At 49.2% G+C, this 602-nt stretch carries 1 rRNA gene; it reads left to right on the forward strand.

Going from position 1 to position 602, the window contains the following annotated elements:
* Window positions 1-602, forward strand: a 23S ribosomal RNA gene (locus NX775_RS23935); the annotation flags it as partial.

Genomic DNA, 602 nt, shown 5'->3' on the forward strand with positions numbered 1-602 from the left:
GAGACGAGGAACTTAGGTTCTGAAGCAATCGGAAGTGGTTCCAAGAAAAGCCTCTAAGCTTCAGTCATACGAGACCGTACCGCAAACCGACACAGGTGGGCGAGATGAGTATTCTAAGGCGCTTGAGAGAACTCGGGAGAAGGAACTCGGCAAATTGGTACCGTAACTTCGGGATAAGGTACGCCCTAGTAGTTTGACCACTTTACTGTGGAAGGATGAACGGGTTGCAATAAAATGGTGGCTGCGACTGTTTAATAAAAACACAGCACTCTGCAAACACGAAAGTGGACGTATAGGGTGTGACGCCTGCCCGGTGCTGGAAGATTAAATGATGGGGTGCAAGCTCTTGATTGAAGTCCCAGTAAACGGCGGCCGTAACTATAACGGTCCTAAGGTAGCGAAATTCCTTGTCGGGTAAGTTCCGACCTGCACGAATGGCGTAACGATGGCCACACTGTCTCCTCCCGAGACTCAGCGAAGTTGAAATGTTTGTGATGATGCAATCTACCCGCGGCTAGACGGAAAGACCCCATGAACCTTTACTGTAGCTTTGCATTGGACTTTGAATCAATCTGTGTAGGATAGGTGGGAGGCTTTGAAGC

It is taken from the genome of Massilia aurea, assembly GCF_024753205.1.
Taxonomy (GTDB): Bacteria; Pseudomonadota; Gammaproteobacteria; order Burkholderiales; family Burkholderiaceae_D; genus Telluria; species Telluria aurea.